The following is a 16,542-nucleotide window of genomic DNA, read 5'->3' on the forward strand; positions in this document are numbered from 1 at the left end:
GAAGGGCGGATACTGAACGGTGATCGGTGCCGATCCACCACGTGTCGGTACTTGCTCACGCAAGTAGATGGCCATCAGCGCTGCTGGTCGTCGCTGCAATCTAACGCAACGAAGGCTAGGTATGAAGCATCTTCCCGGGCCGCAAGGGCTCTACCACCCGGCGAACGAGCACGACGCCTGTGGTGTCGCATTCGTCGTCGACATGCATGGTCGCCGCAGCCGGGACATCGTGGAGAAGGCGATCACCGCTCTGGTGAACCTCGAGCACCGCGGCGCGGCGGGCTCCGAGTCGAACACCGGCGACGGTGCCGGCATTCTCATCCAGGTCCCGGACCGCTACCTCCGTGAGGTCGTCGACTTCGACCTGCCGCCGATCGGCTTCTACGCCACCGGCATCGCCTTCCTGCCGCAGGACGAGAAGGCCGCCGACGAGGCCGTCGCCGCGGTCGACGCGATCGTCGCCGAGGAGGGCCTACAGGTCCTCGGCTGGCGCGAGGTTCCCGTCGACCCCTCCGACCTGGGAACGCTGGCCCGGCAGGCGATGCCGAGCTTCCGCCAGATCTTCATCGCCTCGCCCGACCGGACCCTCGGTGGCCTGGAGCTCGAGCGGCGGGCCTACGTGGTCCGCAAGCGCACCGAGCACGAGCTCGGCCGCGAGGGCGCTGGCCAGGACGGCCCCGGCAGCGAGACGGTGTACTTCCCGAGCCTGTCGGCGTCGACCTTCGTCTACAAGGGCATGCTCACCACGCCGCAGCTCGAGGGCTTCTACCGCGATCTGCAGGACGAGCGCGTCGAGTCGGCGCTGGGCCTGGTGCACTCGCGCTTCTCCACCAACACCTTCCCGTCGTGGCCGCTGGCGCACCCGTTCCGCCGCGTCGCCCACAACGGCGAGATCAACACCGTCACCGGCAACGCCAACTGGATGCGTGCCCGCGAGGCGCTCATCGACTCCGACGTGTTCGGCGGCCGCGAGAAGCTCGAGAAGATCTTCCCGGTCTGCACCGAGGGCGCGTCCGACACGGCCCGCTTCGACGAGGTGCTCGAGCTCCTGCACCTCGGCGGCCGCAGCCTGCCGCACGCCGTGCTCATGATGATCCCCGAGGCGTGGGAGCGGCACGAGTCCATGGACCCGGCCCGTCGCGCGTTCTACGAGTACCACGCGGCGCTCATGGAGCCGTGGGACGGCCCGGCGTCGGTGTGCTTCACCGACGGCACCGTCGTCGGCGCGGTCCTCGACCGCAACGGCCTGCGCCCGTCGCGCGTGTGGGTCACCGACGACGGCCTCGTGATCATGGCTTCCGAGGTGGGCGTGCTCGACATCGAACCGCAGAAGGTCGTGCGCAAGCTGCGCATGCAGCCCGGTCGCATGTTCCTCGTCGACACCTCGCAGGGCCGCATCATCGACGACGAGGAGATCAAGAGCGCCCTCGCCGCGGAGCACCCCTACCAGGAGTGGATCGACCAGGGCATCGCCCGGCTCGAGGATCTGCCCGAGAGCAAGTACACCTACATGTCGCACGAGCGGGTCGTGTTGCGGCAGCAGGTGTTCGGGTACACCAGCGAGGAGGTCAACCTCCTGGTCAAGCCGATGGCCGCGACCGGCGGCGAGGCGCTCGGTTCGATGGGCACCGACACCCCCATCGCCGTGCTCTCCGCGCGTCCGCGAATGCTGTTCGACTACTTCTCGCAGCTGTTCGCGCAGGTCACCAACCCGCCGCTCGACGCCATCCGGGAGGAGGTCGTCACGAGCCTGGGCGGCATGCTCGGGCCCGAGGGCGACCTGCTGAACCCGACCGCCGACTCGTGCCGGCAGATCCTCGTCTCCGCGCCGGTCATCGACAACGACGACCTGCAGAAGCTGATCCACGTCAACGACGACGGCAAGTTCCCCGGCTTCAACAGCGTCATCATCCGCGGTCTGTACCCCGTCGCCGAGGGCGGCGAGGGTCTGCGCCGCGCGCTCGAGAACATCCGCGGCGAGGTCTCCGAGGCCATCGAGAAGGGCGCGCGCCTGATCCTGCTGTCGGACCGCGAGTCCGACGAGAACCTCGCGCCGATCCCGTCGCTGCTGCTCACCTCCGCGGTGCACCACCACCTCGTCCGCGAGAAGACCCGCACCAAGGTGGGCCTGCTCGTCGAGGCCGGCGACGCCCGCGAGGTGCACCACATCGCCGCGCTGTGCGGTTTCGGTGCGGCCGTGGTCAACCCGTACATGGCCTTCGAGACCATCGACGAGCTGCTGCAGAACGGCGACCTGCCGGACGGCATCACCCTCGACAAGGCCCTCGCGAACTACATCAAGGCCGCCTCGAAGGGCGTGCTCAAGGTGATGTCCAAGATGGGCATCTCCACGCTCGCCTCCTACACCGGTGCGCAGCTGTTCCAGGTGATCGGCCTCTCGCAGGAGGTCGTCGACGAGTACTTCACCGGGATGCAGTCGCAGCTCGGCGGAATCGGCCTCGACGAGATCGCCCAGGACGTCGCCGCCCGGCACTCCCTCGCCTTCATGGACCGTCCGTCGGAGCACGCCCACCGCGAGCTCGAGGTCGGCGGCGAGTACCAGTGGCGCCGCGAGGGTGAGTTCCACCTGTTCAACCCGGACACGGTGTTCAAGCTCCAGCACGCCACCCGCACCGGGCAGTACTCGATCTTCAAGGAGTACACCAGGCTGGTCGACGACCAGTCGGAGCGGCTCGCGTCGCTGCGTGGCCTGTTCGAGTTCCGCAAGGGTGCCCGCCCGGCGGTGCCGCTCGAGGAGGTCGAGCCGGCGAGCGAGATCGTCAAGCGGTTCTCCACGGGTGCGATGAGCTACGGCTCGATCTCCGCGGAGGCGCACGAGACCCTCGCGATCGCGATGAACCGCCTCGGCGCCCGCTCGAACTCCGGTGAGGGCGGCGAGCATCCGGACCGCTTCACCCCGGACGCGAACGGCGACTGGCGTCGCTCGGCGATCAAGCAGGTCGCCTCCGGCCGGTTCGGTGTCACCGCGCACTACCTGACGAACTGCACCGACATCCAGATCAAGATGGCGCAGGGCGCCAAGCCGGGTGAGGGTGGTCAGCTGCCCCCGCACAAGGTGTACCCGTGGGTCGCCGAGGTGCGTGGTTCGACGCCGGGCGTGGGCCTGATCTCGCCGCCGCCGCACCACGACATCTACTCGATCGAGGATCTCGCGCAGCTGATCCACGACCTGAAGAACGCCAACCCGCAGGCCCGCATCCACGTGAAGCTGGTCTCCGAGATCGGTGTCGGCACCGTCGCCGCGGGTGTGTCGAAGGCCCACGCCGATGTGGTGCTGATCTCCGGTCACGACGGTGGCACCGGCGCCTCCCCGCTGACCTCGCTCAAGCACGCGGGTGCGCCGTGGGAGCTCGGCCTCGCCGAGACGCAGCAGACGCTGCTGCTCAACGGTCTGCGCGACCGCATCGTCGTGCAGGTGGACGGGCAGATGAAGACCGGCCGCGACGTGGTCATCGCCGCCCTGCTCGGCGGTGAGGAGTTCGGCTTCGCCACCGCTCCGCTGGTGGTGTCCGGCTGCATCATGATGCGCGTGTGCCATCTCGACACCTGCCCGGTGGGCGTGGCGACGCAGAACCCGGTGCTGCGCAAGCGGTTCACCGGCAAGCCGGAGTTCGTCGAGAACTTCATGCTCTACATCGCCGAGGAGGTGCGCGAGTACCTGGCCGAGCTGGGCTTCCGCTCCCTCGACGAGGCGATCGGCCGGGTCGACATGCTCGACACCACCAAGGCCGTCGACCACTACCGTGCCTCGAAGCTGGACCTGTCGCCGCTGCTGGAGCAGACCCGTTCGCCGATCTTCTGCGAGCAGGACCTGCACTGCACCAAGGAGCAGGACCACGCCCTGGACAAGGCGCTCGACAACGAGCTCATCACGCAGGCGAGGCCGGCGCTCGAGTCGGGTACGCCGGTGACGATCGAGACCAAGATCGCCAACGTCAACCGCACCGTCGGCACCATGCTCGGCCACGAGCTCACCAAGGTGTACGGCGGGGAGGGCTTGCCGGACAACACGATCGACATCACCTTCACCGGTTCGGCCGGCAACAGCTTCGGCGCGTTCGTGCCCAAGGGCATCACGCTGCGGCTGTTCGGCGACGCCAACGACTTCGTCGGAAAGGGCCTGTCCGGTGGCCGGATCGTCGTCCGCCCGCCGCTGAACGCGGCGCCGGGCTTCGTCGCCGAGGACAACATCGTCGCCGGCAACGTGATCCTGTTCGGTGCCACCAGTGGCGAGGCTCTCATCCGCGGCGTGGCGGGTGAGCGGTTCGCCGTGCGTAACTCGGGTGCCACGGCCGTCGTCGAAGGCGTCGGCGACCACGGCTGCGAGTACATGACCGGTGGCAAGGTGGTCATCCTGGGCAAGACCGGCCGCAATTTCGGCGCCGGCATGTCCGGGGGTGTCGCGTTCGTGTACAACCCCGATCGCGACTTCGAGGACAACCTGAACACCGAGCTGGTCGATCTCGAGGACCTCGAGGGCGAGGACTTCCTCTGGCTCAAGGGCGCCATCGAGCGCCATCGTGACGAGACGGGCTCCGAGGTTGCAGCCCGCATTCTGGCCGACTGGTCGCAGCAGGTCAGTCACTTCGCGAAGGTCATGCCTCGCGATTACAAGAAGGTACTCATGGCAATCAAGGACGCCGAGATTCGAGGCGCAAACGTGGACGAGGCGATCATGGAGGCGGCTCGTGGCTGATCCGACCGGTTTCCTCAAGCACGGCTCGCGCGAAACCCCTGTGCGCCGGCCGGTTCCGCTGCGGCTGCTCGACTGGAAGGAGGTGTACGAGCCGTTCCCGCTCGACACCCTCCAGGTCCAGGCCAGCCGCTGCATGGACTGCGGTATCCCGTTCTGCCACAACGGTTGTCCCCTCGGGAACCTGATTCCCGAGTGGAACGACCTGGCCTACAAGGGCAAGTGGAACGACGGCATCGAGCGCCTGCACGCCACCAACAACTTCCCGGAGTTCACCGGCCGGCTGTGCCCCGCACCGTGTGAGGCCTCCTGCGTCCTGGGCATCAACCAGGACCCGGTGACCATCAAGCAGGTCGAGGTCGAGCTCATCGAGAAGGCCTTCGACGAGGGCTGGGTCGCGCCGGTCATGCCGTCGAAGCTGACCGGCAAGAAGGTCGCGGTCGTCGGCTCCGGTCCGGCGGGTCTGGCTGCAGCGCAGCAGCTCACCCGCGCCGGCCACGCGGTGACCGTGTTCGAGCGCGAGGACCGCATCGGTGGTCTGCTGCGCTACGGCATCCCCGAGTTCAAGATGGAGAAGGCCGTCATCGACCGCCGCCTCACGCAGATGGAGGCCGAGGGCACCGTCTTCAAGGCGGGCGTCAACGTCGGTGTCGACATCACCGCCGACGAGCTGCGCGAGCAGTTCGACGCGGTCGTGCTCGCCGGTGGCGCCACCGAGGCCCGTGACCTGCCGATCCCCGGTCGTGAGCTCGACGGCATCCACCAGGCGATGGAGTTCCTGCCGATCGCCAACCGCGTGCAGCTCGGCGACCTGCCGGAGCCGACCATCACGGCGAAGGGCAAGAAGGTCGTCATCATCGGTGGCGGTGACACCGGCGCCGACTGCCTCGGCACCTCGCACCGTCAGGGCGCGGCCAGCGTGCACCAGTTCGAGATCATGCCGCGTCCGCCGGAGCAGCGCGCCGAGTCGACCCCGTGGCCGACCTACCCGCTGATGTACCGCGTGTCCTCCGCGCACGAGGAGGGCGGCGAGCGCGTGTTCTCCGTCAACACCGAGCAGTTCGTCGGCAAGGACGGCAAGGTCGCCGCCCTGAAGGCGCACGAGGTGAAGATGGTGAACGGCCGCTTCGAGAAGGTCGAGGGCACCGACTTCGAACTCGAGGCCGACCTGGTGCTGCTCGCCATGGGCTTCGTCGGCCCCGAGAAGCCGGGCCTGCTCACCGACCTCGGCGTGGACCTGAACGAGCGCGGCAACGTCGCCCGCTCGACGGAGTGGGCCACCAACGTCGACGGCGTGTTCGTCGCCGGCGACATGGGCCGTGGTCAGTCGCTCATCGTGTGGGCCATCGCGGAGGGTCGTTCCTGCGCGGCGGCGGTCGATCGGTACCTCGAGGGTGCAACGGTGCTCCCTTCGCCGATCACCACCACCACGATGCCGCAGCGCTGAGCGCTGAGGTAGCAGAACCCACGACGGGCGCGCCCACCGGAAATCCGGTGGGCGCGCCCGTCCCGTTTCGTCCGTTCGGGACGGTTCGCGCGTTATGGTCGTGCGCATGGGTCACCGGATCACGAGACGATCACTTGCGGCAGGAATGCTCGGGGCCGGAACCCTGGCGGCGCTGGCGGCCGCTCCCGCCGCCGCGCAGGCCCCCGGCGAGTGCGTGCGCAACGTCGGCGGCGCCGTCACCGTGAACGGCACGCCGCAGGCGCCGCCGGTGGTCGGGTACGACGGCCTGCGCCTCCTCGGAGTCGATGGGGGAGCGGGGAACTCGTGCATCACGAACGTGGGTCCGGGCGGCGTGTCGGTGACCGTCCCGCCGCGCCCGGCCGCCGGTGCGGCCGGTGAATCCTCCGGCGCGCCCGTCGAGATGCGCGTGGACGGCGGTAACGGCAACGTCGCGGTCACCAACCTCGGCGTCGGCACGGTCACCGTCGACCGCGACCGCACTCTCGCCGGGCCGCCGCCGTCCCCGGAGCGGCCGGCGGGGTCCCCGCTCGCGGGCCTCACCCCCGAACTCACGCTCGACGCCGGCACCGACGGCGTCTACGTGACGAACATCGGCGCCGGCAACGTGACGATCGCGGACCACGATCCGACCGTCGGACCGCTGCCGGCGGAGCTGCTGCCTCCCGGTGTCGTGGTCACGGATCCGTTGACCGGCAACGTCTTCGTCACCAACATCGGCGGCTCTGCGGTGACCGTCGTGGACCGTCCGGGGCAGCTGCAGCGCGTGGTGGACCGCGGCACGGTGGGGACGGCGGTCGACTACGGGGCGGGGAACGTGTTCGTCACCAACATCGGCGGAGGAGTGGTGACCGTCCTGCGCGAGTAAAGATGCTCTCCCATCCCGTTCATCTTTGTGTCATATTTCTTAGGCATCATTTCGTGACGGAGTCGAGATCGGCAGGAGACCTCAGGGGGCCGTGGTGGGGTTGAGAAGTACGTTGACGCTGGTGGCGGTCGCCGCGGCGACCGTGGTGGGGTCGGTCGCGACGGCTCCCGCGGTCCAGGCCGACCCGGCCGGATGCCCGAAGCTACAGGTCGTCGCCGTGCCCGGCACGTGGGAAACCTCGAATACTCCCGATCCTCAGCGGGGCAACGGCATGCTCGCCGCGGTCACCTCCGGCCTTCCCGCCGGCACCCGGGTGGACTACGTCCGGTACGCCGCGACGGCGTTCCCGTGGGAGGGTGAAGTCTACGGTGCCTCGCGGCAGGAGGCCGTCGACAACGCCCGTGGCATCGTCGCCGCCACCGCGGCCGCGTGCCCCGGCGCCCGGTTCGCCCTCGTCGGCTACAGCCAGGGCGCCGACGCGGCCGGCGATCTCGCCGCCGAGATCGGCACGGGCTTCGGCGTGGTCCCGCCGCATCGGCTCGCCGCGGTCGGCCTGCTCTCCGACCCGCGCCGTTCCGAGGCGGACATCCTGGTCGGCCCGCCCGTCGCGGGCAACGGCGCCGGCGGGCCCCGCATCGGCGGGTTCGGGTTCGTCAGCGGCGATGTCCGCACCTTCTGCGCCGTGGGTGACCTGTACTGCTCGACGCCCAAGGACGATTTCGTCACCCGCGCCGCCGGATTCCTCGCGATGGCCTCCGGCGGCGACCCGTCCGCCGTCGACCGGTACCGCGCCGAGGCCGACGCCATCTACCTGGACCTGATGAACGCGGGCGGTCTGCCCATCCTGCAGTCCCAGCTCACCGAGCAGGCCAACGACGAACGCGAGATCAAGCTCCGGCAGTTCTACGAGTCGCAGATCCACCAGGACTACTCCAACTACGCGGTCGACGTGAGCGGCACCTCGGCGACGACGTGGCTGCGGAACTGGCTGGCTTCCAAGGTCTGACGCCGGCCGGTCCGCGAGCCGCGTCGTGCGCGCACGGTGATGCCGCGCGCGGCGGGCAGGGCGGCGCCTGGAGCGCCGCTACAGCGGGCGATCGGATCCTCGATCCCGGTGTTCGTCGGCCGGCGCCTTCAGCAGCCGGTCCAGTTCGTTCCCGGCCTCGTCGTACCCGGCGTCGGAGATCCGTTGCAGCTCGCGCAGGTCGCCGGCCGCGGCCGCGCGCCGAGTGAGCAGGAACCCGGCGCGCACGGATCCCTCGTCCAACAGCTCGTTCAGCTCCCCGAGGTCACCGGCTGCGTCGGCGAGGTCGGCCAGCCGGTCCAGAGCGGTCTCGTTGCCCGCATCGGCCAGTTCGCGCAGGGTCTCCCGATCGAAGTTCGTGTTCGCCATGACTCCATCGTGCAACCCTGCCCCTGGGGAAAGGTCAAGTGGGACGATGGCCGGGTGATCACCATCGGGCAGCTGGCCGGGTACGTGGGTGTGTCGATCAAGACCGTCCGCGTCTATCACGACAAGGGGCTGCTCCCCGAGCCGAACCGCGATGCGTCCGGCTACCGGCGGTACGGCGCGAACGACGCCATCGACCTGATCAAGATCCGGACGCTCGCCGAAGCCGGCGTCCCTCTGGCCCGTATCCGGGATCTGAGATCAGCGACCGGCGAGGAGTTCCAGCAGGCGCTGCGCGAGATCGACGACGAGCTCACCGCCCGCATCCGTGGCCTGCGGGCAACGCAAGGGCGCCTGCGCCAGCTCGCCGCCGGGCATCTGACACCGCTGCCCCCCGAGGTCGGTACCCATCTGAAGCGCCTGGATCGTTGGGGCTTCACGCCTCGATGGGTGGAGCTGCAACGCGACCTGTGGATCCTCGTGTTCGCCACCCACCCGGACCGCGCGATCGCACTGTTTCACGACCAAGCCGAGATCCTGGCCGACCCGGCGCTGCGGCAACTCTTCCTCGACTACGACCACGCGCACGACCTCGACGCCGACGATCCCCGCATCGACGACCTCGCCCGCCGGATCACCGGGGCGACCCGGGAACGCTACGGCAAGGACGAACTACCGGAGCTGGATGAAGCCTCCGATATCGCCGCACTCATCCAGGGCGCGGTCAACGCCTCGTCCCCGGCATGGCAGCGACTCGACACGCTCATCCGCACAGAACTGGACCCGTGAGTCGACGTTGCGGACAACGGTGAATCCGTCGGCGGTCGCCGCGTAACGACAGGGCAAACGTCGCAGGATGCGGTGCTCGTGGAAAGTGCTGCTGCACAAGCTGATCTGCGTTCTCGCTGGTTCTCTGTGCCAGGGTGGGTGTGGCTCGCAGAAGTAGACGGGTATGCCGGTGTCGGCGGTGAATTCGTGGTGACGGGCGGAGATGTCCGACAGATCGCTATAGGCTCGCACCTGGCTTTCCGAAACCAGTGGTACGTCTCCAGCTACGAGAGGACCATGATGGGCTACATCGCCGTCGGCACCGAGAACTCCACCCCGATCGAGCTCTACTACGAGGACCACGGTTCCGGGCAACCGGTGGTACTCATCCACGGCTATCCGCTGAGCGGCACGTCGTGGGAGAAGCAGACCGCCGCATTGCTCGAGGCCGGCTACCGCGTCATCACCTACGACCGTCGGGGCTTCGGACGCTCGAGCAAACCGACGATCGGCTACGACTACGACACCTTCGCCGCGGACCTCCACACCGTCCTGTCCACCCTCGATCTGCGGGACGTGGTTCTCGTCGGCTTCTCCATGGGCACCGGTGAGGTCGGCCGCTATCTGGGAACTCACGGCTCGCAGCGGGTGGCGAAGGCGGCCTTCCTCGGCTCCCTCGAACCGTTCCTGCTGCGCACCGACGACAATCCGACCGGTGTACCCCGGGAGGTCTTCGACGGACTGCGGGCCGCGGTAGAGGCGGATCGGTACGCCTTCTTCACCGACTTCTTCCGGAACTTCTTCAACACCGACGACTACCTCGGCACCCGGCTGAGCGAGGAGGCTCTGCGAGCCAGCTGGCAGGTGGCCGCGGGGGCCTCACCGTACGCGTCGGTCGCCGCCCAGGCCACCTGGCTCACCGACTTCCGCGAGGACATCCCGAAGATCGACGTGCCGGCACTGATCGTCCACGGCACCGCCGACAACATCCTGCCCATCGACGCCACCGCTCGGGAGTTCGCCAAGCGCCTGCCCGCCGCCGACTACGTCGAGATCGAAGGCGCCCCGCACGGGCTGCTGTGGACGCACGGCGAAGAGGTCAACGCGGCCCTGCTCGAGTTCCTCGCCAAGTAGAACGCCGTGCGGGGCTGCGCCGGCCGGTGCAGCCCCGCACGGCGCTCATCGGTCCGGCTCGAAGCGTGCGCCGAATCGCATCGCCGGCGGGGCGAGCCGGCTGATCCACTGCCGGGCCTTCGCTTCCGGCATCACGGTGACCAGGGCTCGGTTGTGCCGCACCGCGGCGACGATCGCCTCACCGACCTTCTGCGGTGGGTAGCTTCGGGTGCGATACAGCGCCGTGACCCGCTCGCGGAGCTTGCGCTGCTCCCGGACGCCGAGTCCCACCATCTCGGCGCTGGGAACCAGGTTGGTGCCCACCAGCCCCGGACAGATCGCGCTCACGCCGATCCCGTGGCCCATCAGTTCCGCCCGCAGGCAGTCCGTGAACATCAGTACCGCGGCCTTGCTCGTCGAGTAGGCGACGAGGCTTTTCTGTGGGGTGAACGCGGCCGCCGACGCGACGTTCACGATGTGCCCGCCGGTGCCGCGCTCGAGCATCTGGTCCCCGAACGCCCGGCACCCGTACACCACACCCCAGAAGTTGACGTCCATGACGTGCTCGAACGTCTCCTGCGGTGTGCCGGTGAAGGTGCCGATCACGGCGATGCCGGCGTTGTTGACGAGCACGTCCGGCACGCCGTGCTGGGAGCGGACCGTCGCGGCGAATCGCCGCACCTGCTCCTCGTCGGCGACATCGAGTTCGTACGCGTGCGCGCCACCGCCGTACACCGCTCGGGAGCCGCCGGCCTGGGGGTCGGGCGTGTTGAGCATCTCGGCGGTCTCGCGGGCGGTGTCGAGGTTGCGGTCGGCGACCACGACGATCGCCCCCACGTCGGAGAAGGCCCGGGCCGTCGCGCGGCCGATGCCGCTGCCTGCCCCGGTGACCACGGCGAGCGTCCCGGTCAGGTCGTGCAGGCGCTGATGTACCACTGTCCCTGCGCGCCATCGGCGCATCTCCGCGATCCGCGATCCCATGGGTTACATCTTCCTCGCCCGGGCCGCTCGTGCACGGCAAGCGCGCGCGGTACCGTCGAGAGATGACGGAACTGCGCGTGGTGGCGACCATTCCGGCGAAGCCCGGGTCGGAGGATGCGGTGCGCGGTGCGCTGGTGGCGCTGGCGGCCGCGAGTCGCGACGAAAACGGCTGCGTCTCGTACGAGTTGTTCGAATCCGCCTCGGCGCCCGGCACGTTCGTCACGGTCGAGGTCTGGACGGGTCAGGAGGCGTTCGATGCGCATATGACCTCCCGGCACATCACGTCCGCCTTGGCGACCGTGGGGGAGCATCTCGCGGCCGCCCCGATGATCCATCCGCTCACGGTCGTGGCCTAGCGGCTCGACCGGTCCGATCTCACCCGTTTTCGACGTCGGTGGACGGGCCCTCCTCGGTGGCGCCGCCTTCCCCGGACCACTCGGCGGGGTCGGACAGGACGTCGTCGTCGGCGCCCGGGGCTCCGCTGTCGGTGTCGGCGGTTGCCGGGTCACCGTCGCCGTCGGGTCTGGTCATGTCGCCTCCTGTGGCAATCGTGTCGGGCCGGGCCGTTCGGGCCCCGGCCCGTATGCGTTCGGTGTACCCGTTCGGCACGCGAGTACGCCTGCCGGTGCCGCACCGGAACGCGGCCGATGCGGCACCGGGCCGGTTCGCGGCCGGGGTCCTACAGCGAGTGCTTGCCCTCCGGAGCAGGCGGGACGATCGGCGCGCCCGCGGCGGGGGAAGTGACGGCGGGCCCACCCCCGGCGGCGCCGGGCGCCGTGTTGCCGCCACCCGGGAGGTGGGCCTTCTCGGCGGCCTTCTTCGCCAGGTCGCCGGCCTTCTCCTGCACCTGCGGTGCCTTCTCCTGCACGGTCGTCCTCGCTTCGGTGACCTTCTGCTGCACGGCAGGCTTGTTCCACAGTTGCGCGGACTGATCCCGCATCTTCTCGTAGGTGTCGCGCCCGGCTCTGGTGCCCAGCACGAAGCCCACGGCGGCGCCGGCGGCGAAGGTCAGAACTCTCATCATGGCAATCTCCTGCTCGTCGAATCTCGGTCGTGAGGCCCGGCATCGTCGACGCCGGCCAGCGGTCGCCCCCGACGGATACTCACCGCCCGGTCGGCTGCGCCCTCGCTGAGCCTGCGTCGTCGCGGCTCCGCCCACCCCGTACCGATACCCGGATCCCGTCCGCTTCACACCGGTTGCGACGAACTACCGGCATCCGTCCGGATTCAGACGCGGAGCATGTCGCGCACATGCCCGGTCTCGTTGACCGATGCGGCCCGCCGGGCGCCGTTACGGGAGACGAGGATGCGGGTCACCGACGTGTACTCGATGGGGAACATCAGCGGCCGGTCGAGCCCGAGCAGATCCTGGAGCAGAACGTTGATGACGCCCCCGTGGGCGAACACGGCGACGGTGTGCCCGTGGTCGCAGGTGTCGACGATGTGCTGCGTGGCGGCGAGAACGCGGGTGCGGAATTCCTCCGCATCCACGAAATCGGGCAGCTGACCGGCGCGGATGCGCGCCACGGCATCCGGCGCGAGTTCCTGCGCGACGTGGAACGGGATGTAGTGGTCGAGGTGGTAGTCGTACTCCGCCAGGCCCTCGAGCTGAGTGATCGGTAGTCCCCGGATCTCGGCGAGCGGCGCCGCGGTCTCGAGGGCGCGGCGCTGCGGACTGCTGAACAGCCGCGCGATGCGGTAGGGCTCGAGCGCGGTGGGCAGCCGCGCGGCCTGTGCGTGGCCCTCGTCGGTCAGCGACGGGTCGGCGCGTCCCTCGCTGACCCGCGCGAGCTCGGGTAGGGCGTGGCGAATAAGGAGAAGCTGCACGTCACCACGATCCCACGGCGACCGAACGCGCGCTCGGTCGACCCGGTGTTTCACGTGAAACCGGGGCCTCAGCGTCGAGGGCGCGGCTTGGCGAGGGGGAACGCGAGGGACTCGCGGATGCTGCCGCCGGTGACCAGCATGACGATCCGGTCCACGCCCATGCCGAGGCCGCCCGTGGGCGGCATGGCGTGCTCGAGTGCCTGCAGGAAGTCCTCGTCGAGCTCCATGGCCTCCTCGTCGCCGCCCGCGGCGAGCAGCGACTGCTCGGTGAGCCGGGCACGCTGATCGATCGGGTCGGTCAGCTCGCTGTAGGCCGTCCCCAGCTCGATGCCCCACGCGACGAGGTCCCACTTGGCGGCGACGAGCGATTTCGTCGGGTGCGGGCGCGTGAGCGGGGAGACCGATGTGGGGAAATCGGTGTAGAAGGTGGGGAACTCGGTGCGGGATTCGACGAGATGCTCGTACATCTCCTGCGCCGTCGCGCCGGCGTCCCACTCGGGGTTGTACGGGATCTCGTGCTCGTCGCACAGCCGGCGCAACTCCTCGACGGGGGTCTGCGCGTCGATCTCGGTGCCGAGTGCCTCCGAGACCGCCCCGTGGAACGTCTTCACCGGCCACTCGCCGGAGATGTCGATCTCGACGGGCCGCCCGTCGGGGCCGGGCCGGACGATCACCTCGCGTCCGTGGGCCGCGACGGCCGCGGCCTGGATCAACTCGCGCGCCAGCACCCGCATGACCTCGTAGTTCGCGTGTGCCTCGTAGGCCTCGAGGATCGTGAACTCCGGGTTGTGCTTGAAATCCGCGCCCTCGTTGCGGAACACCCGGCCGATCTCGAAGACCCGTTCCATACCCGCCACGCACAGGCGCTTGAGGTACAGCTCGGGTGCGATCCGCAGGTACAGGTCCAGGTCGTAGGCGTTGATGTGGGTGGTGAACGGTGCGGCGTTGGCGCCGCCGTGCACGGGCTGCAGGATCGGTGTCTCCACCTCGAGGTAGCCGCGGGCCTGCAGCTGCTCGCGCAGCGACCGCACCACCGCGCTGCGAGCCGTGAGCAGCCGGCGCGCGGTGCGGTTGATCGCGAGGTCCACGTACCGTTGGCGTACCCGCGCCTCGGGATCGGTCAGGCCCCGCCACTTGTCGGGCAGCGGGTGCAGGCACTTGCCGTCGAGCCGCCAGTCCTCCGCAAGCACCGAGAGCTCGCCGCTGCGGCTGCGGCCCGTCACCCCGCTCACCTCGACGAGGTCGCCGAGGTCGAACACGAAGCGGCGGCCGCCGACGCGGCCGCGGTCGACGAGGATCTGCACGTCGCCCGACCAGTCCCGCAGCACCGCGAACAGCACGCCGCCGAAGTCCCGGAGCCGCAGGATGCGGCCGGCGATCCGCACCGCGGTGCCCTCGGGTGCGGCGACGGCCGTCGCGGCGGTGTGCGACGGGGGGTTCGCCACCGGGTACGGGTCCACGCCCGACTCCACGAGCCGCTCGAGCTTCGTCATCCGCACCCGCACCTGCTCCGGCCGCCGGGGACCGGTGCGCGACTCCGGCGTCGGCTCGACGTCGGGGGCGGCACCGTCGTCGTGCAGGGTTCCGGACTCGACGAGCGCCGGGGGAGCGGACGTCTGCGTCCCGGTGTGGCGGCGGGCGCTTCGTTCCCGGCCGAAGCTGGGCAGCGTGAGGAAGCCTTCGGCGACCGCCGACGCGATCCCGACCCGGGGCAGCACCCTGTTGTCCGCGAAGCACAGGAACCGCGGCGCCCACTCGGGCTGGTACTTCACGTTCGACCGGTACAGCGCCTCGAGCTGCCACCAGCGGGAGAAGAACACGAGCACCGAACGCCACAGCCGCAGCACCGGACCGGCGCCGATCCGTGCGCCCTCCTCGAACACCGAGCGGAACACCGCGAAGTTCAACGAGATCCGCGTGATCCCGAACTCGCCGCCGTGGGCGGCGAGCTCCGACACCATCATCTCCACGACACCGTTGGGCGCCTGCGGGTTCCGGCGCATCAGATCGAGCGACACGCCGTCGGCCCCCCACGGCACCAGCGACAGGATCGCCACCACCTCGTCGTGGGACATCGCCTCCACGAGCAGGCAGTTCCCGTCGAGCGGGTCGCCGAGGCGCCCGAGGGCCATCGAGAATCCGCGCTCGGTCTCGGTGTCCCGCCATTCGTCCGCGCGTCGCATCGCTAGTGTCATCTCCGCCTCGGGGACGTCCCGATGCCGGCGGATGCGCACCGTCACCCCCTGCTTGTGGGCACGCGAGACGGCCTGGCGCACGGGCCGCATCTCCCGGCCGGAGAGCGAGAATCCGGCGGTGTGGAGGATGGCCTCGTCGCCGAGTTGCAGTACCGACAGACCGGCCCGGCGGTAGGCGGTGGCGCCGGCCTCGCTCGCACCCATCACGGCCGGCGCCCAGCCGTAACCCCGAGCGAGCGCGAGCCACTCGTCGATCGCGTGCGGCCACGCCTCCGGATTGCCGACGGGGTCACCGCTGGCGAGGCACACCCCGACCTCCACGCGGTAGGTCACCGCGGCCTTACCGCTGGGCGCGAAGACGACCGCCTTGTCGCGGCGGGTCGCGAAGTAGCCCAGCGAATCGTCGCCGCCACGCTCGAGCAGGCCCCGGATCGCGGATTCGTCGCTCCCGGTCAGTGCGTTGGTCGCCCGCTGCGACCGGAACAGCACGATCACCGCCGCGATCAGCGCCAGCGCCCCCAGCAGGCCGAGCAGGGTGTTGACGAATCCGTGTGGGCGCCCGCTGAACTGGTCGTTGTCGAGCAGGGACAGGGCGGTCACCCGGTTGACCGCCCACAGCAACCGCTCGTCGGACGGCAGGGTCCCGGGGAACAATTCCACGAGCCCCCACCCGATCAGGGTGCCGACGGCGAGCCCGGCGACGAGGACGCCCAGCGATTTCCACACCGCCCCGCGACGAACCCGCGTGTAGAACTCCGGATACGCCGCGAGCAGGAGCCCGACCGCCGCGACCTGCAGCACCAGACCGATCGCCGCGTCGATGCTGCGGTCCGACACCGCCACGAACCCGTTGTAGATCGCGAATCCGGCCAGGTACACCGTGAGGATCCACCACGCGATCCGCTTGCGGCTCGCCAGTGCCGCCGCGAGCAGGCCGAGCACCAGCGCGTACGACAGGCTGGTGTCGGGCGCGTCGAACAGGTACGTGTCCACGTATTCCCGTGGCGTATGGACGAAGTAGCGCAGGGTGGGGGAGATCGACCACAGCGCCACCGCGACGGCGAAGATCCCGAGGGTCAGGCCCACCACGTGCGGGACCGAGTTCAGGCGGCCGCGGGGCCGGGCAGGCAGGTGGGGGTGCGCCGCAGGTGCCGCAGCAACGTCCGCTGACATGCGTCGACGGTAGCGCCGCCCGGGACGTCGTGCTGCTCGGAACCGGGA

Annotated in this window: 13 protein-coding genes; 7 read left to right on the forward strand and 6 right to left on the reverse strand. The window is 69.7% G+C overall.

From position 1 onward, the window contains the following. Window positions 1-121 precede the first annotated feature (121 nt). From gltB to ISO16_RS17590, 4 genes are all read left to right on the forward strand, one after another. Entirely contained in the window at window positions 122-4,717 is a 4,596-nt protein-coding gene (gene gltB, locus ISO16_RS17575) for a glutamate synthase large subunit (protein ID WP_072633826.1), read from the forward strand. Beyond that, on the forward strand, window positions 4,710-6,161 hold the full coding sequence (locus ISO16_RS17580; RefSeq protein ID WP_050034272.1) for a glutamate synthase subunit beta: 1,452 nt from the start codon (window positions 4,710-4,712) through the stop codon (window positions 6,159-6,161). The genes gltB and ISO16_RS17580 overlap by 8 nt, the downstream gene beginning before the upstream one ends. 106 nt (window positions 6,162-6,267) lie before the next feature. Beyond that, on the forward strand, window positions 6,268-7,047 hold the full coding sequence (locus ISO16_RS17585; protein ID WP_230304378.1) for a YncE family protein: 780 nt from the start codon (window positions 6,268-6,270) through the stop codon (window positions 7,045-7,047). Window positions 7,048-7,138: 91 nt separating this feature from the next. Continuing rightward, window positions 7,139-8,053: a cutinase family protein gene (locus ISO16_RS17590; protein ID WP_072633828.1), complete on the forward strand. Its 915-nt coding sequence runs from the start codon at window positions 7,139-7,141 to the stop codon at window positions 8,051-8,053. Between the two features lie 78 nt (window positions 8,054-8,131). Here the strand turns inward: ISO16_RS17590 and ISO16_RS17595 are convergent, their stop codons facing one another. Next, the gene (locus ISO16_RS17595) at window positions 8,132-8,440 is read right to left on the reverse strand and encodes a hypothetical protein (RefSeq protein ID WP_006942158.1); all 309 of its coding nucleotides are present in this window, start codon (window positions 8,438-8,440) and stop codon (window positions 8,132-8,134) included. Window positions 8,441-8,494: 54 nt separating this feature from the next. Here ISO16_RS17595 and ISO16_RS17600 point away from each other — a divergent pair, with 54 nt between their 5' ends. Both ISO16_RS17600 and ISO16_RS17605 read left to right on the forward strand, forming a co-directional pair. Next, window positions 8,495-9,226 carry a MerR family transcriptional regulator gene (locus tag ISO16_RS17600; RefSeq protein WP_072633829.1) on the forward strand — a complete coding sequence of 244 codons (732 nt, stop codon included), beginning with the start codon at window positions 8,495-8,497 and terminating at the stop codon, window positions 9,224-9,226. Window positions 9,227-9,505: 279 nt separating this feature from the next. After that, on the forward strand, window positions 9,506-10,339 hold the full coding sequence (locus ISO16_RS17605) for an alpha/beta fold hydrolase (RefSeq protein WP_072633879.1): 834 nt from the start codon (window positions 9,506-9,508) through the stop codon (window positions 10,337-10,339). A 45-nt stretch (window positions 10,340-10,384) separates the two neighbouring features. Here ISO16_RS17605 and ISO16_RS17610 read toward each other — a convergent pair whose 3' ends face one another. Beyond that, window positions 10,385-11,299, reverse strand: coding sequence for an SDR family NAD(P)-dependent oxidoreductase (locus tag ISO16_RS17610; RefSeq protein WP_006942155.1), 915 nt, complete (start codon window positions 11,297-11,299; stop codon window positions 10,385-10,387). 62 nt (window positions 11,300-11,361) lie between these two features. Here ISO16_RS17610 and ISO16_RS17615 point away from each other — a divergent pair, with 62 nt between their 5' ends. Continuing rightward, window positions 11,362-11,655, forward strand: coding sequence for a putative quinol monooxygenase (locus ISO16_RS17615; RefSeq protein ID WP_072633830.1), 294 nt, complete (start codon window positions 11,362-11,364; stop codon window positions 11,653-11,655). A gap of 19 nt (window positions 11,656-11,674) precedes the next feature. Here the strand turns inward: ISO16_RS17615 and ISO16_RS17620 are convergent, their stop codons facing one another. From ISO16_RS17620 to lysX, 4 genes are all read right to left on the reverse strand, one after another. Continuing rightward, a complete protein-coding gene (locus ISO16_RS17620) occupies window positions 11,675-11,830 on the reverse strand; it encodes a hypothetical protein (RefSeq protein ID WP_006942148.1) in 156 nt (51 codons plus the stop codon). A gap of 148 nt (window positions 11,831-11,978) precedes the next feature. Continuing rightward, window positions 11,979-12,323, reverse strand: coding sequence for a YtxH domain-containing protein (locus tag ISO16_RS17625; protein ID WP_072633831.1), 345 nt, complete (start codon window positions 12,321-12,323; stop codon window positions 11,979-11,981). Between the two features lie 203 nt (window positions 12,324-12,526). Continuing rightward, complete coding sequence (locus ISO16_RS17630) at window positions 12,527-13,126, reverse strand: histidine phosphatase family protein (RefSeq protein WP_072633832.1); 600 nt, start codon at window positions 13,124-13,126, stop codon at window positions 12,527-12,529. A gap of 68 nt (window positions 13,127-13,194) precedes the next feature. Then, window positions 13,195-16,494, reverse strand: coding sequence for a bifunctional lysylphosphatidylglycerol synthetase/lysine--tRNA ligase LysX (gene lysX / locus ISO16_RS17635; RefSeq protein WP_072633833.1), 3,300 nt, complete (start codon window positions 16,492-16,494; stop codon window positions 13,195-13,197). Between the last annotated feature and the right edge of the window lie 48 nt (window positions 16,495-16,542).

It is taken from the genome of Rhodococcus sp. M8 (assembly GCF_015654185.1).
Lineage (GTDB): Bacteria > Actinomycetota > Actinomycetes > Mycobacteriales > Mycobacteriaceae > Rhodococcus > Rhodococcus aetherivorans.